The sequence below is a fragment of the Streptomyces sp. NPDC052107 genome (genome assembly GCF_040680215.1).
Taxonomy (GTDB): domain Bacteria; phylum Actinomycetota; class Actinomycetes; order Streptomycetales; family Streptomycetaceae; genus Streptomyces.
Genome location: NZ_JBFAWG010000028.1, coordinates 58,676 through 79,540, shown reverse-complemented (window position 1 = coordinate 79,540; position 20,865 = coordinate 58,676). Strand labels below are relative to the sequence as shown.

The window sequence follows — 20,865 nt, the reverse complement described above, 5'->3', positions numbered from 1 at the left end:
TCACAGCCCCCGGGCTTCGCAGTAGTCGACGGTGTTGAGGTAGGCCCGGTGCAGTTCCGGAGTGGCGGTGAACCGCGGCTCGCCGGGGCCGGTCGGGGCACCGCGCCAGGCGTGCACCCGCAGTGGGCCGACCACATAGCCGGGACGAGGGTCCAGCGGATGGGCGACATTGGCGACCAGCACCAACAGGGGCATCTCCGCGACGAGTTCGACATGTGTGCCCGCCCCCGCGCTGCCCTGCCAGGTCAGGGTGCCGTCCGCTTCGACGCGCACGCCCTGGAAGAAGGACAGGCTGGGTGGCAGGTCGCGCCGGCTCAGACCGTGCTTGGCGGCCGCTTTGAGGAAGAGCCCGCGGCCGGACGGCGACGGCCCCTCAGGGCGGGCGTCACCGTACTTGCGCTCGTTCCAGGCGTCGGTGGTGGTGCCGCAGAAGGCGTCGTGCCGGCCGGAGGAGTCAGCGCTGACCACCGCCAGGATCCGGCCGTCGCCGGACAGCAGCGGATGGTCCTGGCCCGGATAGGCCTGCCAGGGTACCTTCTGGGTGTCGGCGACGTTGAGCCGCTCCACCGGCTCCAGGGCGTTGAAGAGCAGCAGGTGGGCGCAGGCGTCACCGCTCGGGTCGTCGAAGCGCAGCCGTGTGCCGCGGGCAAGGATTTTGTGTGTGTAGCCGCCCGGCGCCACCGTCTCCGCCCATACCAAGGCGGTCGCGTCCACCCCCGGCGGGCAGTACGGGCTGTCCGACGCCGGCAGGTACGGCATCCACGCGCCGACCTGCCCGCCCTGGGCGCGGGCGTCGTCGCGGGCACTGTGGACACTGTCGGTCAGGTGCAGATTACGGGCGCGCGTGGGCGTCTGCCCGGTCGGGTAGCGGCCGTGTGGCGGCACGGCGGTCGAGCTCTCGGTGGTGGTCATGGATGTCCCGTCGTCCCTTCGTCGGTACGTCATCGGTGCGTCCGCTCGTGTCACACGGGCCCTCAGGCGGGCTCGGCGACGGCCTGCGCGTCGAGGGTCGGCTCGGTGTGCGTGTGCGGTACGTGCCTGAGCTCGATACGGCGGTGCAGCCGGCGGGCTTGGAAGTAGCCGGCACCGGCGGCCAGGCTGAGCCCGATGAACAGCAGGGCGCTCCACCGCAGCCACCACGTGCCGCCGGTGAGGTCGTAGATCTCTGCACGGGGCCAGATGAGGTTGACCGTCATACCGGCCTGGTAGATCACGGCGAGCGCGTTGACCGCCACTCCCCATCGGCCCAGCGAGAACAGGGGCCGGCCGGTCTCGTCGACGCCCACCGGCAGCCCGCCGCTGCCCCGCTGCCGGATCCGGGTTACCAGCAGCGGAACCGTCACGCCCAGATAGGCCAGGTACAGCAGGGCGATGCAGAGGCTGGAGAGGGCGGTGAAGATCGCCGACTGGCGGATGTTGACCACGAGCGCGATCGCGGCGCCGACGCCCACCACGATCGACGTGGTGATCGGCGTACCGGTGCGGGCCGATACCTTGCCGAGGTGCCGGTGGAAAGGTAGAGCGCCTTCGCGGGCCATGGAGTACATCATCCGCGCCCCGGAGGTCTGCACGGCCAGGGTGCAGGCGAACACCGCGACCGCCACGCAACACAGCAGCAGTCGGCCCAGAACGCCGCCAAGCCGGTCGGTGAGCACCCAGGACAGACCACCGGCGGCCAGTTGTCCGTCGGTCAGACTTCGCGCCGCCATCAGCCCCGAGACGATCAGCAACGCGCCCCCGACACCCGAGGTGATCAGCGCCCGCAGGATGGTCCGGGGAGTGGTCCGGCGCGGGCTGTGGGTCTCCTCCGCCAGCTCGCCCGCCGAGTCGAAGCCGACCATCACGTACGCCGCCATCAGCGAGGACGCGAGAAAGGCCCCGAAGTAGCCGCCGTGGCCGGCCCAGCCGGTGGGGTGGGCCACCACCTGCGGACCCCGCTCGGGCAGGAAGAACAGAATCAGCACCAGTGCGAGCACGCCGATGATCTCGACCGTGACGCCGAAGCTGGTGGCGGCGGCCATCTGGCGGATGCCCAGGATGTTCACCACCGTGGTGATGACCAGCAGGACGCATCCCAGCAGGACCGCGTTCTGCGCGCCGGTCGGGGAGCCCACCGACGGATCGGCGCCCGGACCGCCGACGATCTGGAACCCGGACCAGATGCCCGGCAGCACCGCCTGTGCCGCGATCGCGGCCGCCGCGACCGTGAGGATCTGCCCGATGATCATGATCCAGCCGACGAACCAGCCCGTCGTGGTGTTGGCCAGCCGGCTCGACCACTGGTAGATCGCCCCGGATATGGGCCAGCGCGCGGCCAGTTCGGCGAAGCACAGCGCGACCAGCAGTTGGCCCGCGAAGACCAGCGGCCAGGTCCAGAAGAACGCCGCGCCGCCGAGGCCGAAGCCCAGCCCGAACAGCTGGAAGACGGTGGTGAGGATCGACACGAAGGAGAACCCCGCGGCGAACGACGCGAAGCTGCCTACGCCGCGGCGGAGTTCCTGCTGGTAGCCGAGGAGGCCGTGGCCGGTCGCGCCACCGCCGCCAGGGCTCTGCGCAAGGGGGAGTTCGGGTCGGCTCATCGCCGCACCTCCGATCGGTCGACAGATACCTGTCGCTTGATAGGTATTGCGATCGTCGGCCGGACCGGTCTCACACCCGAGTCTGGGAAGTTAACTTCGTGTATCCGCGGGCCCGCCCCGTGCCAGTTCCCGCAAGCGGCGCCCGTCGAAGGTGAGGCCGTGGCCCGGGTGGGCGAGGGCGATGTCCAGGTCAGCCAGGCTGCGCCGATACGCCGGCGGGTCCGATTCGGGGAGGTCGTCGATGAGGTGTGCGCCTGCCGAGAATGTCATCCATGCAGCTCCACCCGCCATCTGGAACCTGCGACCTTGACCAAGGTGGCCAGGGATGTCGGCGTGGTGGAGTGGCAGCGGTAGTAAGCGAGTTCACCGGTGCTGCGGTTGCGTCGGATCAGCAGCTGGTGGCGGCCCGGGGCTGACTCGGCGAGATCGATGACGGCCCAGTCGTAGAATCGCTGCCCCTTCGCGCCGCGCCCTGCCGAGAGCTTCTGCCAGGCCCGCTTCGGCACCTTCCGCGCCAGGGCATCGGTACGGAACTTGCCTGCGCCGGTGGGCACTTCGGCCGAGCAGGCCACCGCGAGGACATAGCCAATGCCGCGTTCCTCCAACGCCGTACGGAGTCTTGCGTTGCCGCCGTAGACCTCGTCCCCGGTGACCCAGCCGACGCGGTGTCCGGCGTCCAGGAACCGTTCGATCATCGTGCGGGCCAGGTCTGGCTTGGTCGCGAAGACGGTGTCCCCGCCGAGGCCGCTGCCCGGCAGCGGTCCGGGTCGCACGTCCAGGAACGCAGTATGTACAGCTCCCGGTCCACCGCCGCGTGCCCGCGCTCGCCGGCCTAGACGAGGTAGACCGCGACCTGCGAGTTCTCGATCCGTCCAGCCGTTCCGGTGTACTGGCGCTGGACCCCTACTGTGTGGGTGCCCTTCTTCACGTCGCCGGTCTCGTCGACAACCAGGACCGCGGACTCGTCATAGAGGTGCTCGACGACGTATTCGCGCACGTCATCACGGACGCCATCGGCATCCCAGACGGCCCGGCACAGCAGATGCTGCATTCCGTGCGGGCTGGCCTCCCCGGCCCACTCCGCGATCGTCCAGCAATTCTTGCGCGGCAGGTCCGCTAGCAGGCCCAGCATCAACCGCCCGGCCCGCAGCCGTGGTTCCACCCGAGTGAACCGGCCCGCGATCTGGCCCATGGCCACCTCGAACGCCTCCCGCCAACGGACGGGATCTTATGCTGTGACCTGCGGCCACCGTCTCATCGTTACTCCACACAAGTCACGATGATCAACGGTGGCCGCACCCGTCTCCGCGCCGGCCCCGACCAGCAAGATCACGATCTACAGCTGCAGTATCAGGCGCCCAAGATAACCACAGTGTCGAGCAGAAATGGCCTGGTCAGGTCCCGGTGCGTTCGGCCGGATTTCCCGCCTGTGTCTACGGTGTCCAGGGAGTTCTCGAGCCATTGTGCACGGGATGTTCTTTTGGACTCGGCAGCTCATCGTCCGATGAAGCGGGGGACTTCGAAGGCCTCCGCATATTCGACAGCAACTTGCGAACCGCGATATTCGGCCAGCGCCCGCACCCCGCGTTCGCTCCGTGGCAGTGGCCATTCCTCCAGCTCACGTCCGTAGGCTCGGAGCGCTTCGAGCTTGCGTTCCATGTCTCGTGGAGAAACGGACTGCCAGTAGTTCGGCCGGAACGCGGGGTGAGTACCGGATGCCTCACCCCAGTCGGTCGCCGACCGGATCTCGAAGCAGCGGATCTCATCGACAGCGCTACGCCCGGGGCGTGCGGCGACCCTCACAGCGGCGCTCACCAGCCGGTGATCCTGGTTCAGATCGCTGCTGCTGGAAGTGAACACGGCATCTGGAGAGAACGCGCGTATCTCCGATTCCACGGTGACATTGAGTTGCAGTTGCCCGAGTTCATCCAGTCGATTATCTCGGAATCGTTGCACGCTCACTTCCTTGATGCCCAGAATGCCGGCCGCCTTTTCAATGGCTGCTGTCCGGTCCGTTGCATCCTGGGGAGATGTGTGTCGCGAGCTGTCGGCATTAGTCAGTACGCACAGCCGTATCGCCACTCCGGAATCACTCAGCCGAGCCAGGGTCGCGCCCGCACCCAACGTTTCGTCGTCACCGTGGGCGACTACCACGAGAAGCTTGTTCACTTGCAGATCTCCATTTTGTCGAGGAAGCATTGGGATCGATCACACCGTGACCTCTTCGTCGGCGTCCGACCTGCATGCAGCCGAGCGGATCGCGTATCTCGTCAAAGGCATGACGAGCAGCCCGCCCGTGACGAACAGAGCAGCCAGGATCCACCAGCCCGCGGGAGCGAATCCGATGACGACTGCTGTGACTACCGCAGGGCCGGCAATGTCCTGCAGGGAACCGCCGAACGAGAACACCCCCAGGTACCTTCCCTGCTGGGCAACAGGTGCCAGGCCAAAGGACACCCCCCAGGCCCCGGACTGCTGCGCCAGCTCACCGAGGGTCAGCAACGCCGCGCCGAGGGCTAGGGCCAGGAGCAGGACCAGCCCGTTCAGCAGCCGAGTCCCTGAGAAGACAGCGCAGGCCACGGCGCAGAAGACGGAGGACACCGCCAGCGTCCGAGCAGCCCCGTCCACTGTGTCCGCAGAGCGGCTCACCCTCACCTGGAGGAGAACGGCCATGACGGTGTTGACCACGAGCAGGAAGGAGATGGCCGCCCGGGGCGCGGACGTCTGCTGAATCAGCCATAGCGGAATGGCGATGTTGAGCACGCTCACGTGCAGCATGAGCACGCCGTTGACGAGACCCACTGCGAGATAGGCGAGGGGAACCCGATCGCGCTCCTTGGAAGGAGGCTCCTGTGTGGTGCCGACTGGCGTGCGGGGCAGTTTCCGTGTGGTGAGCGAAACGCCGAAGTAGCACAGGGAGATGGTGATCAGAAGAAGGTCGTAAAAGGCGTGTCTGTCGACCGCGAGCACCGGGGCGACGACGAGCGCTCCGACGGCCGCGCCGACGTTGAACGCACTGCGCATGAGCGCCAGCAACCTGACCCGCGACTGAGGCGTCGCCACCAGAGTCACCAGCATCTGTCTGGTGATCTGGGTGCCCCGGTCGGCGGCTCCGATGACGACGGCCAGGCAGAGCAGGATGGGGTAGGAATTCGTCCGCAGCAGGAGCAACATCGTGCAGGCCTCGACCAGTTGGACGGACAGCGCTGTCCTGCGTGCGCCGAAGCGGTCACCCAGTCGTCCTACCGGGACTGCTGCCAGGAAACCCGAGACACCGGCCACCGACAGCACGATGCCGATCTGGTCCGCCGTCAGCCCCATCTTGCGGGAGAAGAGCACCACACTGCCGGCCATGTACATGCCGCGCCCCAGCGAGAACACGAGAGTGCCGGAAAGAAGCATCCGGTGCTCCGGGGATATGGCGAAGCGTCGGAACAAGGAGATCAAGACCTCGAGTTCTGGGGGGATCGGCGCGGACGGCGTAACGCACCAGCGGCCCCCGGTCGGCGTGGGCCCGTGCTGCTCTCCCGGGGGATGTCGGAGAGCAGCACGGGCGGACAGGATGCGTTCACGCCGATCAGCGCGACCGCTGGGCGTACCAGGTGAAGAGATCGTCCAGGACGCCCGGCATCCACGCCATGAGCTTCAACCGGTCGATGTCCTCGCGACCGAAGAAGTCCACCGCCGACACCTCGTCCTCATCGGGCCTGGGCGTCCCGGACTCCAGTACGCACCCGTACACGCTGATCACGTAGGACACCTGATCGCCGTTCCGGTACGTGCTGCGGCACTCCGGGCCGCCGTAGACTCCGATGACGCCGACGGGCCGGACGTTCAGACCGACCTCTTCCGCGGCCTGCTCCACCACTGCTTCCAGAGGGGGCTGGTCGGGCTTGACCCCGCCCCCGGGAAGTCCCCATTCGTCGTAGTCGTGACGGGCAAGCAGAAGCCTGCCGTCCTCGTCGAAAACACAGGCGGCCACTGCGGGGAGCACGATGAGATCGTGGCCTATGCGTTCCCTGAGACGGGCCAGATGTGCGGGCATAGCCATGTTGAAAACCCTCCTCCGCGCCGGTCAGCAGACACGACCAAGTTCCTTTTCCATCACCAGCGGGATGACGGGATCGCGTACGACGTTGGACAGCCGTCCGCCTTCGTCCTTGATCCAGTGCGTTTCGACGTCGGACAGTTTCGGCAGCCAGTTGCGAGTGACGGCGTCGGCCATGTCCTCGTTCTGGAACACCACCACTCGCCCGCCGTACGGCCGGATTTCGTGGTGCAGCTGGGCGAAGGCCATGGAGGACCAGAGCATCTGAAGCCGGTGGACGTCGGCGCTGGTCATCTCCTCCTCGATCCACTCCCAGGCGAGCATCGCGTTCCGGAAGGCCTGCAGGTCGTCGTCCGGCCGGAGACCGACCTTCTCCGGAAGGGCGGTCAGCCGGTACTCGAAGATCTCGTCCGTTCCCCAGCCGCGGTCGATGAAGGGGTCCATGGGGGAGACGTTGATGAGGGCGACCAGCGAGACCTTCTCGCCCCGTTCCTCCAGCCGGCGGGCCATCTCGACAGCCACCACGCCGCCGAGGCACATGCCGGCCAGCCGGTAGGGCCCGTGCGGCTGCACCTGGACGAGTTCTGCGACGTACCGCTCCGCCATCTCGGAGATCGACATCAGGGGCCGTACCTCACCCCGGTAGCCGACGGCCTCGAAGCCGTGGATCGGGCGCCCCGCCCCCCAGTCCTTGGCGAACCGCTCGATGTACCGGACGTTGCCGGCCCCGTGATGGACGACGAACAGCGGATCGCCGACGCCCTCCTCGATGATGGGAACGTGACAGCTCGGCGCTCTGTCGTCCCAGGGGCTCAGGTAGGTCTGCCACACCTGCTCGGAGGAGAGCGCCGCACGCGACAGGAGAGTCACCGCGGGAGTCTGCGGCGCCTGCACCGGCGCCGACGCGTCCGGTCGACCCGCGCCGGCGACCAGAGCGAGCTCCTGGAGCGTGGGATACGCGAAGACGTCGGACGCTCGCAGAGTCAGCCCCGCCCGCCGTGCGCGCGTGACCAGTTCGACCACCAAGAGCGAGTCGCCCCCGCTGTCGAAGAAGTCGTCGGTGGGTTCCACGTTCACTTCCAGCAGTTCCTGCCATATCTCACGCAGACGGTCCACTGCTGTGACCTCCGGGTTGTCCTGCTGCACGGACGGATTCCTCTCTTGTGCCGATGGGCCCTGCGTCCGCCGACGGGCTATTGCGCACCGGACAGCGCCTTGCGGTCGAGCTTTCCGGACTGCGTGAGCGGGAGGGCCTCCACGAGGCGGTAGCGTGCGGGGGTCATGTAGGCGGGGAGCTTCGCCGCCACGTGCCGTCGTAGCGATGCGACGAGACCGTCGCGGTCGACGCCGGGTTCAGGCACGACGAAGGCCACGAGTACCTCCCCGGACGACGCCCGCGTCACCACGGCGGTGGCCGCGTCCTGGACCGAGGTGTGGGTGCGCAACGCGGCGTCGACCTCGGTCAGTTCCAGGCGAAAACCGCGCAGCTTGACCTGCTCGTCGTTGCGTCCGAGGTACTCCAGCTGCCCATCGGGCAGACGCCTGGCCAGGTCGCCCGTCCGGTACGCCCGTTCGACGCCGCCCTCGGCGGCCGCCTCGTGGAAGCGCTCACGGGTCAACTCGGGACGGTTCAGATACCCCAGGGCGACGCTCGGGCCAGTCACCCACATCTCTCCGGGTTCACCGTCGGCGCTCGGGTTCCCCTCCGCATCCCGGATGTCGATCCTCAGGTGGGGGAGCTCCCTGCCGATGGGGGATGCGCAAGGCCCTCGGAGGTCCTCCTCGTCCAGCACCTTGAACGTCGCGTGCACGGTGATCTCCGTGATGCCGTACATGTTGACGACCACGGGCCGGACGCGGTCGTTCTGGGCCAGGAAGTCCTGGACGGCGACGAGGTCGACGCGCTCCCCGCCGAAGATGACGTAGCGCAGCGAGCGGGCCGAGTCCGGACTGTCCTGCCGGGCGCGCACCAGGGCCCGGAACATGGACGGCACCTGGTTGAGAACGGTGATCTTCTCGCCGTCCAGGAACTCGATGAAGTCCTCGGGCGATCTGGCCACGTCCGCGGGAACGCACACCCCGGTCCCGCCGGTCAGCAGCGGCCCCCACAGCTCCCAGACGGAGAAGTCGAAACTGTGGGAGTGGAAGATCGTCCACCGGTCGGACGGTGTGAAGTCGAAGAGGGGGAGGGTGTTCCCGAGCAGCGCCAGCACATTGCCGTGGCTGACGACGCAGCCCTTCGGCAGGCCGGTGGAGCCGGACGTGTAGATGACATAGGCAGGGTCGCTGCTGTCGGCCGTGTCGGCCGCGCCCGTCCAGGAGTCGTCACCCGCATCGTCGTTCTCGACATCCACGAGCTGCAGGCCGTGGAGTCCGCCGGAGCGGGCATCGGCGGTGGTGCCGACGAGGAGCTGCACCCCGGAGTCCTCGACGATGTACCTCAGGCGCTCGACGGGATAGGCGGGGTCCAGCGGGACATAGGCGGCGCCTGTCTTGAGTACTCCCAGGATCGCGGCGGGAGTGCTGACCGTACGGTCGACCAGGACTCCGACGAAGCCGCCCGGTTTGGCTCCCTTGCTGCCGGCGGCCGAGGCGATACGGTCCGACAACCGGTCGAGTTCGGCATAGGTGAGGGTCCGCCGTCCGTCCGACAGCGCCAGGCCGTCCGGAACCCGCCGCGCCATGTCCTTGAACTCCTTGACGAGGGACACCCCGCCGTCGCCGTTGGTGAGCACATCTGTCACTGACTGCCCTTTCCGCTGCTGCGATCTGAGTACGTTTCCTCGGGCCGGGCCGAGCCCTCTCGCGGCCGGCGTCCGCTGAGGGAGAGGGCGCTCCTCGTGATGCGCCCGGACGGGAGGGTGAAGCTGAACGACAGTTCCTCGAGGACTTCGTCGAGGAACGCCAGCATGGCGTCGTGGTTCGCGGCGGTTCCGCACAGGTAGTCGAGGTAGCGGGTGCCGACGCCGCCCTCCAGCTCGGTTCCCGGGCGCACCCGGGTGCGGTAGGCACTGATGGCCGGGGTGCGGCGGACCCGGGCGGCCCCATGGATCTCGTCGAGCCGGCACGGTTCGGTCGGAGCCAGGGTGCAGTGCTGGAACGTCACTCCGGAACACGACAGCTCCGGCAGCTCGACATCCTCACCGAGCGCCAGCCGCCCCGCGAGCTCGATGAGATCGAGGCCGGTCGCGGTCAGACACAGCTTGTCGATCATCCCGCCGAGCCTGCCGTTCACCTCGATCACCTCGGGGCCGTGGTCGGTCAGCTTGATCTCGGTGTGCAGCACACCTGTCCGCACATCGAGCGCCTCGATCGCACGCTGTGTGAGGTCGAGGACGGCATGTTTGTCGTCCATGCCGAGCAACGCCGGCCAGAATTGGCCCACTTCGCGGAAGGGGGGTGGTTGCAGGAACTTGCCGGTCACCCCGAGATGTGAGACCACGCCATGACTCACGATGCTCTCCACCGAGACGTAGTCGGCGAAGGGGCGGCAGTCCTTGCCGTCGATGAACGTCTCCAGGACCAGGGCGGTCTCCCGGGGTTTCGGTGTCCCGTCCGTCCCCAGCAGTTCCTCGACCAGTGCCCGGCCCCTCTGCTCGTCCTCGATCTTGTAGGTGTTCCGGCTGCCCTCGCCGTGCACGGGTTTGAGGACGGCGGGGAGCCCGATCCAGCGGACCGCCTCCTGCCACCGGGACGGTTCGTCCAGGAGAGCGGTGCGCGCGGTGCCCACACCGCGGCCGTGCAGACGTCGGCGTTGGCCGTACTTGCTCGTCAGCAGCTCCGCGGTGTCCGGCGAGTGGTAGGGAAGGCCCAACTCGGCGGCGAGCCAAGCGGTCTTGCGCACCATTCGGTCGCTGAAGGTGATGATTCCGCTCGGGTGAGCCGAGCGCAGTCGTTCCAGGGCCCGCGGTTCGTCGAGCATCACCACGTCGGCGAGGTCCCGTAGCAAGGGGACCAACGGTGTGGTGAAGGACGACGGATTGACCGCGAACGTTACCTCCCCCAGCTGCGCAAGGCTCGCCACGATCTCGGCCGGGCCCGCCGCACTCAGGTCGTACACAACGATGAACCGAGGTCTTTGAGTCATGGTCCGCCACTTCCGTTGCTGCCAGGACGCGATGATCGTGTCCACCGAGTCATCGTCCTGTCAAGTTAGTTCGAACAGAAGTGACAAACCGGCCTGCGAAACCGTGGTTTACCGTCCTCCAGGCGACGGTGTCGCAGGCGTTGAGCGCATCAAATTGGCTTGTGGCCAGGGAAGTTAGCGGTGTCACGTATAGTCATGAAAATGACTCGCCGTTGACTCGCTGTGGTCCTAGTGTCTAGGTTGCCGGGGGAGACCTGAGCGGCGATCGGCCTGCTTCAGGTCGTCCCGCGGGGACCCGTCGTCACCGAATCACGGAGGCAATCACATGGATCAGTCGGCCACTGCGAAGCGCGATGAAGGTGCGAACGGCGTGCGCCGTGCTCTGTTCGGATCCCGCGTGTTCGTCAGTGGCGGGACCGGGTCGTTCGGGCACGCCTTCGTCAGGTACGCGCTCGACAACCTGGATCCTGCGGAGATCGTCATCTATTCCAGGGACGAGTTCAAACACGCGTCGATGCGGGAGACGTTCGGTGACAACCCGCGGATCCGGGGGGTCATCGGTGACGTACGCGATGAGGCCCGCCTCCGCAGGGCGATGGCGGGTGCCGAGTACGTGATCCACGCCGCCGCCCTGAAGCGCGCGGACGCCTCCGAGGCGCACGCCGGCGAGTTCATCCGGACGAACATCCTGGGCTCGGAGAACATCATCAGCGCGGCGATCGACGCAGGTGTGAAGAGCGTGGTCGCCCTGTCCAGTGACAAGGCCTGCCAGCCGGTGAACCTGTATGGTGCCAGCAAGCTCTGCACCGAGAAGCTCTTCATCTCCGCCAATGGCGAGAGCGGAAACGACGGAACACGGTTCAGCGCTGTCCGCTACGGCAACGTCCTGGGCACGAGGGGATCGGTCGTCCCCTTGTTCCGCGAGCTCGCCCGCAACCAGCAGGCCATCCCCATCACGGACAAGCGGATGACCCGGTTCTGGATGACCTTGGACGGCGCTGTCGAGTTCGTGGTCAGCTCCTTCGATCTCATGCGAGGCGGCGAGGTGTTCATACCCCGGTTGCCCAGCATGCGCGTGACGGACCTGGCCGAGGCGATAGCCCCCGGAAGCCCAACGGTGGAGATCGGCATGCGGCCCGGGGAGAAGCTGCACGAGGAGATGATCTCGCCGACCGAGTCCTTCCGCTCGCACCGCTTGAAGGACAGGATGGTCATCCTGCCGGCTGAGAGCGGCCCGGCCGTCGACGAGAGCACTGGCTTCGACCGGGTTCCCGACGGCTACAGCTACCGATCGGACACGAACGGCGAGTGGCTCAGCGTCGAGGAGCTGCGGGCTCTGGTCGCGTAGCCCGGAATCCCAGGTGCCTGCGGGAGGGAGAGGTCGCGGGCTCCCCGCCCCGCGGTTCAGTCCTCCGTGGGATGGACGACCTGGACCCCTTGTGCCTGCATCGCCTCGACCACCGGGTTGTCCGGCGCCGCATCCGTGACGACCAGTGTGATCTCCTCCAGCGGGCAGATCCGGCCGAGCGCCGTGCGGCCGAGCTTGTCGGCCGTGGCCACGAGGATGACCCGCTGGGTCGCTTCGAGAGCCGCCCGTTTCACGCGGACGTCGTCGAGGTTGTAAGCGGTGGCCCCACGGACCGGGTCCACCCCGCAGCAGCCCAGGACGAAGGTGTCGAAGCACAGGTCCTTGAACGTCGCGGCGGGCGTGTCGCCGTAGAAGGAGAGCTCCCCCGAACGGATCTGGCCACCGGGCAGCAGCAGCTGGATGCCGGGGTATGCGGAGAGGGCGAAGGCCGCGTGCAGCGACAGCGGGGTGACCGTGAACTGCCGGTCCGCCATGGCCTTCGCGACGGCCACGAGGGTGGTGCCGGTGTCCAGGGCGACCGTTTCCCCGTCCGTCAGCAGGGACAGCACCGTGCGGGCGAGCCGCTCCTTCGTCTCCGAGCCCGACATCGCGCGGATGGCATACGGCGGCTCGACCCCGCCCGGCAGGTTGCTCACCGCGCCGCCGCGTACCCTGCGCAGGGCACCGCGGGACTCCAGAAGCTCCAGATCCCGGCGGATCGTCATCTCAGAGGCCCCCGTCGCGCGGGCCAGCTCGGCGACGGTCGCGCGGTTCTCGCGCATCAGCAGCTCGATCACGAAGTTGTGTCTCTCCATCACATTCACGTCAGCGATGGTATCGGCCAGCCACGCGGGATGGCGATTGGCGAACATTCACTCTGTTCGAGTGGACACAAGATGTGGGAGAGTTGGTGTGTTGATCTCATGTGAACTGCACTTTTCTGGTGGGTCGGATGTGCGTTCACCAGTCGTCCCTTGAGGAGTTCGATGTCCACATCCCGAAGAGCAGATCCGCCCGGGGCCTCGCGACCACTGCTCACGACCGTGGCGATCGTCGCCTCCTGCGTGGCGTTCGTGGTGATCGGAGCCCTCCAGGCCCTGTACGGGCCCGCGATCCCCGCGTTGCGCGAGGACTACGGCATCAGCCCGGCCGTGGCCGGACTCAGCCTGAGCGGACACTTCGCCGCCGCGGTGGCCGGCGTGCTCCTCTACCACCTGCTGTGCGCGCGACTGGGCCACCGGATACTGCTCGGCGCCTCCTACCTGCTCATGGCGCTCGGGGCGGTGGGCTTCGCCCTGGCGCCCAACTGGCCCCTGGCCCTGGCCGGCACCTTGGTCATCGGCCTCGGCTTCGGCGGTGTCGACTACGGCCTCAACCAGTTGTTCGCCGTGGCCTTCGGCCGTCGCAGCACCGCGATGCTCAACCTGCTCAACGGCCATTTCGGTGTGGGTGCGATCGCGGGGCCCGCCCTGGTGGGATGGCTCGGTGCCGAGCACTACCCGGGCATCTTCCTCGGCGTCGCCGCCGTCTGTGTGCTCATTCTGTTCACACTCCGCGGCGTGACCTCCCGGGAACCCCAGCCCGTCGCCGAGGCCCCTGCCGGTACGGGTGCGCGCGTCGCGCCGATCATCGCCGCGTTCATCGGCGTCTACGTGCTGCACGTGGCCATCGAGACCGGAGTCGGCGGATGGGAGCCCACCCATCTGGAGACCGTGGGCTATGCCGCCGCGACCGCCGCCACCGCCACGTCGGCGTACTGGGCCGCCATGACCATCGGCCGCTTCGTCGTGGTCCCGCTCTGCCTGCGCTTCTCGGCGCCCGCGATCCTCACCGTGTGCTGCGCGGGCATGGCGGGATTCCTGCTGCTGGCGACCCTTCCCTCGGCGGCGCCCTACGCCTACTTCGGGGTGGGCCTCGCCATCGCGCCGATCTTCCCCACCTGTCTGCCCTGGCTGAACCGGGCGGTGCCCAGCGTCGCCGCGGCCGGCGCCTATGTGATGGCCGCGTCGATGATCGGCGGCGTCGCCTTCCCGCCCCTGCTCGGTGTGGTCATCGACGGTCTGGACGTCAAGGCGCTCCCGGTCGTCCTGTTCGCCCTGGCCGGCATCTGCCTGCTGCTCAGCTTCTGGCTGCGCCGCAACGCCCCCGATCCCGACGGGCTGCCCGCAGCGAACCCCGGCTCCGCCGAGACCACAAGCCCTTCGGAGGTACAGGCGTGAAGGCCGTCCTTTTCGACATGTTCGGAGTCCTGGCCCGTGTCCAGTCCCCGGAGTCACAAGCCGCGATCGAACGAACAGCTGGTGTGAGCGGGCAGCGTTTCTGGGACGCCTACTGGTCGCTGCGTCACCCGTACGACCGCGGCGACGTCCTGGGCCCCGCCTACTGGCAGCGCGTGGGTGAACGCCTCGGCACGCCGTTCACCGGCCGGCAGGTCGACGATCTGATCGCCGCAGACCTGGCCAGCTGGAGCGAGGTGGACCAGGAGAGCCTGGGCTTCCTGGCCGAGCTGGCCGACGGTGGAATGCGCCTCGGACTCCTCTCCAACATCCCGGAGGAACTCGCCGCCCACTACGAGGAGACCCATGAGTGGCTCGGCCATTTCAGCGTGGTCGGACTGTCCTGCCGGATCGGCAGCGCCAAACCGGAACCGGCCGCATATGAGTGGTGCAGCCGTGAACTCGGGCTGCCCGCCGAGGAGATCCTGTTCGTGGACGATCGATCCGACAACGTTCAGGCCGCCCGCCGGGTCGGCATGCGCGGCCACCTGTTCACGAGTGTCGGTGCCCTCGCCGCGGCTCTGGAGGAGGGGAACACCGGGTGACGTCGACGCCTCTCCTGCTGGTCCTGTGCGGTGCGGGTGAGGACGGATCCTGGCCCTGGCGGTCCCGGCCCGAAGCCGGACGCGCAGTCGTCGGGGCGGCGCTGTTCGAACTCGCCGTCGCGCGGCGGCTGGAGCTGTCCGACGACCGTGTCGTGCCTTACGGCGGTGGACTGACGCATGACACGGTGCCGGACGAGGTGCTCCGTCGCGTCGGCGCGGCCGGCCGTGAGCGGCCGCCCTGGGAGTGGGTGGAGTCGCTCGGCCCCGGAGTACTGCGGCTCGTCGAGGAGGAATGCGCCGGCCTCGGCACGCTCGGTGAGCGGGTGAGCGAGGCGAGGGCGCGGGTGCGCGACGCCGCGGCAGCGCCCGACGGCTCGGACGCCTCGGCTCTGGCGGCCGCGGTGCTGCTGGTCGCCGCCCGTCAGGGACACCTGGTACGGCCGGCGGCCCGCCCCCTGGACAGGGTGCGCCGTGCGGCGGAGGCGGTCGCCCTGCTGGAACTCGTAGCGCCGCGTTCCGGCCACGCGCTGCGCCGCGCCTCGGCCGCGGTGCGGCGGTCGATCGCGGTGTCCGCCGCCGCTCTGGCTTTCCTCGGTTAGAAACCGTTTGCGAGTCCGGGAAATCGCTTGCCGATCCCCGCCTCTCCTTGCATCGAGAGATCAAATATGATCTTCTTGCTGGGGATGTTGAGTGAATCCGAGCGGGACCGGAAAACTACTCCGCCTCATCAGCCCTACCGCGCATCTCGCGTGCTCTGGGTGTCTGCAACTGCCCCTGATCACCGGCATATTGCTTCGGCCGCTAATTTGAACAGGCAGTGCTTTCTTTTTGCCCGGGAGGAAAAAGATGGATACGAAGACAGTGACCGATCATCTCTATTATCCCGTCAGTGCGCTCAAGATGGATCGGGGTGAAGGCGTCTATCTGTACGACTCCGATGGAAACCGTTACCTCGATTGCGCGTCGGCGACGTTCAACCTCAGCCTCGGTTATTCGCACCCCGCCGTGATCGAGGCGATGAAGGACCAGCTCGACAGGGTCGTCCATCTCACCTCCTCGTACCAGAGCGACCCGATCAACGGGCTCGTGCAGCGGCTCGTGGAGACCTCGCCGGCCAATCTGACCCGGGTCCACCCCAAGGTCTCCGGCGGGTCGTCCGCCAACGAGGGCGCCATCAAGATGGCGCAGCACGCCACCGGTAAGTCCGAGGTCATCACGCTGTTCCGGAGCCATGTGGGACAGACGATGATGATGGCATCGATGTCAGGGAACGCGTTCCGGCGCGAGCCGTTCCCGCTTCTGTACCCAGGCGGTCTGCAGGTTCCCGACCCGTACTGCTTCCGCTGCTTCTACGGGCAGAACAAGGAAACCTGCGGCCTGATGTGCGTCGACCGCATCGACGACTTCATCGAGTACGCGAGCAGTGGCCGGGTTGCTGCCGTACTGATCGAGCCCATTTCCGGAAACGGCGGGAACATCATGCCGCCGGACGGCTACATGCAGAAGTTGCGGGCCTTCTGCGACGAGCACGACATCGCCCTCATCTTCGACGAGATCCAGACGGGCATTGGCCGTACTGGCCATATGTTCGCCGCCCAGCATTTCGATGTCGAGCCGGACGCCATCACCACGGCGAAGGGACTCGGCGGTTCCGGTGCGCAGGTCGCCGCCATTCTGACCAACGACCGCCTTTCCGGGCTCCCCGCACACCATCACTCGTTCACTTACGGCTCGAACCTCCTTGCCGCCGCAGCCGCGAACGTCACCCTCGACATTGTGCGGCAGCCGGAATTCCTGGCGAATGTCAGGAACACCGGTGACTACATTCTTGAGCGCCTGCGTGACATGCAGCTGCGCTATCCGGCCATCGGCGACGTCCGTGGCGTCGGCCTGATGATCGGCTTCGAGATGTGCGAGCCCGACGGCAAGCCGGCCGTCAAGCTCACCAACCACCTGGCGAGCGCGGCCATGGACCACGGCCTCATCCTGCGCACCTCGCGCTACGGCTACGGAAACGTCCTGAAGATCCGTCCTCCGCTGATCCTGACGATGACTCAGGCCAAGGAGATCTGCGACAAGTTGGAGAACCTGTTCATGGCGGAGCTGGCCCAGTGAAGAATCTGCTCAAGGGTCTAGGCGAACACGTCCGTGCCGAGCTGCTGACCTACGGCCAGCGGGGCCTGGCCCGCCAGGTGCACGGCGACTCCCCGGGCGGCGACGCCCAGTTCGACGTCGACGAGGTGGCCGAGAAGGCCGTCCTGGACTACCTGCGCGCCCACGCCGAGGTACCCGTCGCCGTCTACACCGAGGACGGCGCCTTCGTCGAACTCGCCCCGGACCCGCAATACCTGCTCGTCGTCGACCCCATCGACGGCACCCGCCCCACCTCGGCCGGCTTGGAGATGGGTGTGGTCTCCATCGCGGCCGCCCCCTACGGCGACGGCAAGCCGACCCTGGCCGACGTCACGGCCGCCTGCCTGCTGGAGATCAAGAGCGGCGCCTGGATCTACGGCGACGACACGGAGGGCCTCTCCAGCGGCGGTCACCCCACCGCCGTACCGCGGTTGAGCCGGACCACCGACCTGGCGAAGATGTTCTGGTCGATCGAGTTCAACGGCCACCCCATGCGCCTGATGGACGCGGCCTACTCCCACCTCGTGGACCAGTCGGCCAACACCGGCGGTGTGTTCGTCTTCAACAGCGCCAGCTTCTCCATCTCCCGCATCATCACCGGCCAGCTCGACGCCTACGTCGACATCGGCAACCGGATCCTGCGCGACCACCCCGACACCGAGGCCGAGTTCCTGCGCGTCGGACGCGGCTCGATCCTGCACCTGTTCCCGTACGACATCGCCGCGGCGGTCTACCTCGCCCGGCTGGCCGGTGTCGTGATCACCGACGCCTACGGCGGCGACCTGGGGCCGACCTCGCTGGTCGACCTCGGGCCGCTGAACCAGAAGTCGTGCATCGCCGCGGCGACGCCCGAACTGCACAAGCAACTGCTCGACTCCATCCGCTGGGAACTGGGCCGTGGCGCCGCCTCGGCCGCCGAGGGGGACGCATGAAGGCGCTCACGCTGACCAGGGACCGCTCTCTGGAACTGGTCGACCGGCCCAAGCCGGAACCTCGCGAGGCGACCGACGTCGTCATCCGGATCGTCCAGAGCGGCATCTGCGGCACCGACCGCAGCGTGCTCGTCGGCAAGTTCCCGGCCGAGCCCGGAGTGGTGATGGGCCACGAGGCCGTCGGCGTCGTCGAGGCCACGGGCCCCGGCGTGACCCGCTTCGCGCCCGGTGACCGGGTCATCCTCAACCCGACCCTGTACTGCGGCAGTTGCGCCACCTGCCTGGAGGGGCACTGGAACTTCTGCGGCAACAAGGCCGGAACCGAGGTCGGGCTCGACTACGACGGCTCCTTCGCCGAGTTCATGCTGCTGCCCGAGCTGTTCTGCCATGCGATACCGGAGGGGATGAGCTTCGACCGGGCCGTCGTGGTCGAACCACTCGCCTGCGCCCTGAACAACATCGAGGCCGGCCGGCTGCAGCCCGGCGAGACCGCGGTGATCGTCGGTGGCGGGCCCATGGGCGCCGTCACCGCCATGGCCGCCGCCCGCTACGGCGCCCGGGTCCTGGTCGTCGAGCCCGACCCGGTCCGCCAGTCGCTCGACCGGGAGATCTTCGCCGCCGCCGAGTTCGAGGGCCGGATCACCGTCCACACCCCGGACGACGCGGAACTCACCCACCGCGGTCACGTGGTCGTCGACTCCGTCGGCAACCTCCTCGAACAGAGCCTGGAGTACGCCGCCCCGCGGGGCCGGGTCGTCGTCATGGGCTTCAACAGCAACGCCACCGCGACCGTGCGCCCGCTGGAGATCCTCCAGCGCGGACTGCAGATCATCGGTGCCGGCGACTACAACAGCATGATCTTCCCGAAGGCCGTGGAGCTGGCCCGCTCGATCCCGCTGGAGCGGCTGATCACCCACCGCTTCCCGCTGGCGGAGCACACGGAGGCCTTCAAGGCCCTCGCGGCCGTGCCGGGCGCCGACTACGCCGCCCTCAAGGTCGTCCTCGTCCCGGACCACGACGGGAGCGCCGCGTGAGCACCCGGCTGAACACGGCCCTGATCCCCGGCACCGACCGCCCCGTCGTCATCGGCGAGTACCCCTACTACCGGGCCGATCCCGCCAATTGGGCGGGCAACCTGACGGAGTTGCGCTCCCTCGGCGTCGACGTCGTCTCGTTCTACCTGCCCTGGCGGTTCCACGAGACGGGTGAGGGCGCGCAGCGCGCGTTCGACTTCCACGGCAAGACCGACCCCCAGCGCGACGTCGTCGGGTTGATCGGCCTCGCCGCCGAGGCCGGCCTGGCCGTCCTGGTCAAGCCCGGCCCCTTCATCCACGCTGAAGTACAGCTCGGCGGGCTCCCCGACCGGCTGTGCGGCCCCGGCCACACGCCCTACCGAGGGTTGAACGGTGACCTGCTCACCTCCCAGGCCAAGCCGTTGCCCAGCCTCCTCGACCAGGCCGTCAAGGAGGAGGTCGCCACCTGGCTGCGGGCCGTGGCCGACGAGGTCGTGGCCCCCACGGCCGCCCCCCGGGGCCCCGTCGTCGCGCTCCAGCTCGGCAACGAGGGCATGTCCGGCGACGTGCACATCGCCATCGACGCACAGGACGCCTCGCCCGCGGCCCGCGAGGAGTTCGCCCGCTGGCTGTCCGCACGCGGACTGGCCGACGAGGCCGCGCGCACCGGCGACGACCTCGCCGACTGGCCCAGCGGACTGCGGCTGCTGTGGTCGCGCTGGTCCGGCGAGGCCATCGCCGGTCTGTGGGACTGGATCTCCGACCTGTTCCCGGCCGGCCCCTCCCGCGTGGCCAACGTGCCCCTGGCTCGCGCCACGGGACCGGACGCCACCATCGACGCCTGGGCCGCCCGCCACCGCGCCCTCAAGGGCTCCCGGCACCTGATCGGGCACACCGAGTGGGTGGGCAACCCGGCGCAGAGTCAGGAGGCCTTCGCCACGCACCTCGGCGAGATCCTGCTGGGCGACACCGATGTGCTTGAGGCCAACTGGGGCTTCACCTGGGACGACGAGACCTTCGCCGGTCCGCGCGCGCCTCTGTTCAACGCCCTGCTGGCCTTGACGCTCGGATCCACCACGGTCAGCGTCTACACCGCCTGCGCGGCGGGCACCTGGGGCGAGCTGATCGACATGGACCCGGAGGGGCTGCGCGCCGAGAACGTCGACCCCGCCCTGCACGCCCCGCCGTACTGCCCCGGAGCACCCCTCACGGAGGCCGGCGAGCACAACCCCACCGCGGAGAGCCTGCGGCTGCTCGCCCGCTTCCTCGAGCTCCACGGCGCCGCCCTGGCCGGCAGCCGGCTCGACCGCGACGCGGATCTGCTCGTCGACCGCGCCCTGGTGGAGGCGGGCGCGTGGCAGCGGGAGGGGAAGACCGTCCTTCGGGAACTCACCGAGGCCGTCCACGAGCAGCTGCGGGACACCCACCGTCTGGTCGGCCTGGGCTGGCTCGACGAGGCCCCGCACCCGACCGCCCACGACGCCGCCGACGCCCCTGGTGTGCTGCGCGCGGGCCACCCCGGTGCGAGCACCGCACCCGGCGAACTCACCGTCGCCGCGGGCGTCCCCGCCCACGGCGACGTGGGCGAGTTCGTCGCCCGGCTGGCCACGGACGACCCCCGATGGACGTCCGCCCACCGGCGGGCCGTCGCCCTCACCCGGACCGGCCCCGACGGCACGCGCTTCATCGGCGCCTTCAACCCCGCCGGCGCGGACGACCGGGTCGCCGGCGCCGACGGCGACTGGGCCTTCGAACTCCCCGCGGGGACCGCGGCGCTGGCCGTCTCCCGGGAGGGCACGCTCCTCGCCTGGCTGGCGACGCCCACGGCGCCCTCCACCGCCGCCGTCACCCTGACCTGGGGCGGCGAGCAGGCCGACGCCCTGCGCGTGACGGCCTCCTGAGAA

At 68.5% G+C, this 20,865-nt stretch carries 18 protein-coding genes and 1 pseudogene; 8 read left to right on the top strand and 11 right to left on the bottom strand.

Features of this window, described 5'->3' with window-relative positions; all coding sequences use genetic code 11:
- From AB0M27_RS26730 to AB0M27_RS26685, 10 genes and pseudogenes are all read right to left on the bottom strand, one after another.
- Nucleotides 1-912, bottom strand: a complete 912-nt coding sequence (locus AB0M27_RS26730; protein ID WP_365724819.1) for an urea amidolyase associated protein UAAP1 — start codon at nucleotides 910-912, stop codon at nucleotides 1-3.
- Nucleotides 913-974: 62 nt separating this feature from the next.
- On the bottom strand, nucleotides 975-2,579 hold the full coding sequence (locus AB0M27_RS26725) for an amino acid permease (protein WP_365724817.1): 1,605 nt from the start codon (nucleotides 2,577-2,579) through the stop codon (nucleotides 975-977).
- Between the two features lie 90 nt (nucleotides 2,580-2,669).
- Nucleotides 2,670-2,849 (bottom strand): hypothetical protein, encoded by a 180-nt coding sequence (locus AB0M27_RS26720; protein ID WP_365724815.1) that lies wholly within the window; start codon nucleotides 2,847-2,849, stop codon nucleotides 2,670-2,672.
- Nucleotides 2,850-2,857: 8 nt separating this feature from the next.
- Nucleotides 2,858-3,771 (bottom strand): annotated as a pseudogene (locus AB0M27_RS26715) (IS701 family transposase); the annotation flags it as partial.
- A gap of 302 nt (nucleotides 3,772-4,073) precedes the next feature.
- The gene (locus AB0M27_RS26710; RefSeq protein WP_365724813.1) at nucleotides 4,074-4,748 is read right to left on the bottom strand and encodes a PIG-L family deacetylase; all 675 of its coding nucleotides are present in this window, start codon (nucleotides 4,746-4,748) and stop codon (nucleotides 4,074-4,076) included.
- 39 nt (nucleotides 4,749-4,787) lie between these two features.
- Complete coding sequence (locus tag AB0M27_RS26705; RefSeq protein WP_365724811.1) at nucleotides 4,788-5,981, bottom strand: MFS transporter; 1,194 nt, start codon at nucleotides 5,979-5,981, stop codon at nucleotides 4,788-4,790.
- 175 nt (nucleotides 5,982-6,156) lie between these two features.
- Nucleotides 6,157-6,630, bottom strand: a complete 474-nt coding sequence (locus tag AB0M27_RS26700) for an NUDIX domain-containing protein (protein WP_365724809.1) — start codon at nucleotides 6,628-6,630, stop codon at nucleotides 6,157-6,159.
- A gap of 24 nt (nucleotides 6,631-6,654) precedes the next feature.
- Complete coding sequence (locus AB0M27_RS26695; protein WP_365724807.1) at nucleotides 6,655-7,773, bottom strand: thioesterase domain-containing protein; 1,119 nt, start codon at nucleotides 7,771-7,773, stop codon at nucleotides 6,655-6,657.
- Between the two features lie 47 nt (nucleotides 7,774-7,820).
- Complete coding sequence (locus AB0M27_RS26690) at nucleotides 7,821-9,371, bottom strand: amino acid adenylation domain-containing protein (RefSeq protein WP_365724805.1); 1,551 nt, start codon at nucleotides 9,369-9,371, stop codon at nucleotides 7,821-7,823.
- Entirely contained in the window at nucleotides 9,368-10,759 is a 1,392-nt protein-coding gene (locus AB0M27_RS26685; RefSeq protein ID WP_365724804.1) for an ATP-grasp domain-containing protein, read from the bottom strand. The genes AB0M27_RS26690 and AB0M27_RS26685 overlap by 4 nt, the downstream gene beginning before the upstream one ends.
- Before the next feature lie 325 nt (nucleotides 10,760-11,084).
- On the opposite strand from AB0M27_RS26685, the gene pseB reads away from it, so the two are divergent.
- Complete coding sequence (pseB, locus tag AB0M27_RS26680) at nucleotides 11,085-12,062, top strand: UDP-N-acetylglucosamine 4,6-dehydratase (inverting) (protein WP_365724803.1); 978 nt, start codon at nucleotides 11,085-11,087, stop codon at nucleotides 12,060-12,062.
- Nucleotides 12,063-12,118: 56 nt separating this feature from the next.
- Here pseB and AB0M27_RS26675 read toward each other — a convergent pair whose 3' ends face one another.
- On the bottom strand, nucleotides 12,119-12,877 hold the full coding sequence (locus AB0M27_RS26675; protein WP_365724839.1) for a DeoR/GlpR family DNA-binding transcription regulator: 759 nt from the start codon (nucleotides 12,875-12,877) through the stop codon (nucleotides 12,119-12,121).
- Nucleotides 12,878-13,048: 171 nt separating this feature from the next.
- On the opposite strand from AB0M27_RS26675, the gene AB0M27_RS26670 reads away from it, so the two are divergent.
- From AB0M27_RS26670 to AB0M27_RS26640, 7 genes are all read left to right on the top strand, one after another.
- On the top strand, nucleotides 13,049-14,281 hold the full coding sequence (locus tag AB0M27_RS26670; protein ID WP_365724801.1) for an MFS transporter: 1,233 nt from the start codon (nucleotides 13,049-13,051) through the stop codon (nucleotides 14,279-14,281).
- Nucleotides 14,278-14,883: an HAD family phosphatase gene (locus tag AB0M27_RS26665; RefSeq protein ID WP_365724800.1), complete on the top strand. Its 606-nt coding sequence runs from the start codon at nucleotides 14,278-14,280 to the stop codon at nucleotides 14,881-14,883. The genes AB0M27_RS26670 and AB0M27_RS26665 overlap by 4 nt, the downstream gene beginning before the upstream one ends.
- Entirely contained in the window at nucleotides 14,880-15,482 is a 603-nt protein-coding gene (locus AB0M27_RS26660) for a GPP34 family phosphoprotein (RefSeq protein ID WP_365724799.1), read from the top strand. The genes AB0M27_RS26665 and AB0M27_RS26660 overlap by 4 nt, the downstream gene beginning before the upstream one ends.
- Before the next feature lie 247 nt (nucleotides 15,483-15,729).
- Entirely contained in the window at nucleotides 15,730-16,998 is a 1,269-nt protein-coding gene (locus AB0M27_RS26655) for an aspartate aminotransferase family protein (protein ID WP_365724798.1), read from the top strand.
- A complete protein-coding gene (locus AB0M27_RS26650; protein WP_365724796.1) occupies nucleotides 16,995-17,948 on the top strand; it encodes an inositol monophosphatase family protein in 954 nt (317 codons plus the stop codon). The genes AB0M27_RS26655 and AB0M27_RS26650 overlap by 4 nt, the downstream gene beginning before the upstream one ends.
- Nucleotides 17,945-18,982 carry an alcohol dehydrogenase catalytic domain-containing protein gene (locus AB0M27_RS26645; RefSeq protein WP_365724794.1) on the top strand — a complete coding sequence of 346 codons (1,038 nt, stop codon included), beginning with the start codon at nucleotides 17,945-17,947 and terminating at the stop codon, nucleotides 18,980-18,982. The genes AB0M27_RS26650 and AB0M27_RS26645 overlap by 4 nt, the downstream gene beginning before the upstream one ends.
- A complete protein-coding gene (locus AB0M27_RS26640) occupies nucleotides 18,979-20,862 on the top strand; it encodes a beta-galactosidase (protein ID WP_365724792.1) in 1,884 nt (627 codons plus the stop codon). Before AB0M27_RS26645 ends, AB0M27_RS26640 begins: the two co-directional genes overlap by 4 nt.
- Nucleotides 20,863-20,865 lie beyond the last annotated feature (3 nt).

What these genes read in the sequence shown, in the direction of transcription:
- AB0M27_RS26705 (WP_365724811.1), bottom strand. Translation starts at nt 5,981, where the DNA reads ATGCTTCTTTCCGGCACTCTCGTGTTCTCGCTGGGGCGCGGCATGTAC.
- AB0M27_RS26730 (WP_365724819.1), bottom strand. Translation starts at nt 912, where the DNA reads ATGACCACCACCGAGAGCTCGACCGCCGTGCCGCCACACGGCCGCTAC.
- AB0M27_RS26700 (WP_365724809.1), bottom strand. Translation starts at nt 6,630, where the DNA reads ATGGCTATGCCCGCACATCTGGCCCGTCTCAGGGAACGCATAGGCCAC.
- AB0M27_RS26645 (WP_365724794.1), top strand. Translation starts at nt 17,945, where the DNA reads ATGAAGGCGCTCACGCTGACCAGGGACCGCTCTCTGGAACTGGTCGAC.
- AB0M27_RS26725 (WP_365724817.1), bottom strand. Translation starts at nt 2,579, where the DNA reads ATGAGCCGACCCGAACTCCCCCTTGCGCAGAGCCCTGGCGGCGGTGGC.
- AB0M27_RS26675 (WP_365724839.1), bottom strand. Translation starts at nt 12,877, where the DNA reads ATGGAGAGACACAACTTCGTGATCGAGCTGCTGATGCGCGAGAACCGC.
- AB0M27_RS26655 (WP_365724798.1), top strand. Translation starts at nt 15,730, where the DNA reads ATGGATACGAAGACAGTGACCGATCATCTCTATTATCCCGTCAGTGCG.
- AB0M27_RS26720 (WP_365724815.1), bottom strand. Translation starts at nt 2,849, where the DNA reads ATGACATTCTCGGCAGGCGCACACCTCATCGACGACCTCCCCGAATCG.
- AB0M27_RS26670 (WP_365724801.1), top strand. Translation starts at nt 13,049, where the DNA reads ATGTCCACATCCCGAAGAGCAGATCCGCCCGGGGCCTCGCGACCACTG.